This window comes from Helicobacter pylori SA213A (assembly GCF_000476275.1).
Taxonomy (GTDB): Bacteria; Campylobacterota; Campylobacteria; order Campylobacterales; family Helicobacteraceae; genus Helicobacter; species Helicobacter pylori_CL.
This window is the reverse complement of sequence record NZ_CBOM010000073.1, coordinates 1-409: the sequence shown is the minus strand read 5'-3', so window position 1 is coordinate 409 and position 409 is coordinate 1. Positions and strand designations below refer to the sequence as shown.

1 pseudogene is annotated in these 409 nt (G+C 37.2%); it reads left to right on the top strand.

Annotated elements, in window-relative coordinates:
- Positions 1-389 (top strand): annotated as a pseudogene (locus tag QT74_RS08620) (replication initiation protein); the annotation flags it as partial.
- Positions 390-409: the final 20 nt, after the last annotated feature.

Genomic DNA, 409 nt, shown 5'->3' with positions numbered 1-409 from the left:
CTTACCCTAAAAGCAAAAATAACCCTCAAAAATTGCGTGTGTCAAGCAAAACATTCGCTTTAGAATTTCTGTTTGTTAATGGATACAGCCTGAAAAAAGACAATTTGCTAGAAGAAATTGATCCCCCTAAAATCCACCCTATCACTAACGAACCCATTAAGGAATTTGCAGAATACATTGGAAAAACGATCCACATCACCAACAACAATGTGGATCAATGCCCTGATGGGATCAGCAACTACCTGAAAATCACTCGGATCGTGAAACTGAACGATAATCGGATCTGTATCTCAATCCAAGATGTGGATAAGCCTGAGAAACTTCTCAAACCTTTCATCGCTAAAGATGAAAAACACTTGAAGAATTGGTTTAAGAAATATTATCGGTGAAAATCAGCAAGTGAATTGAT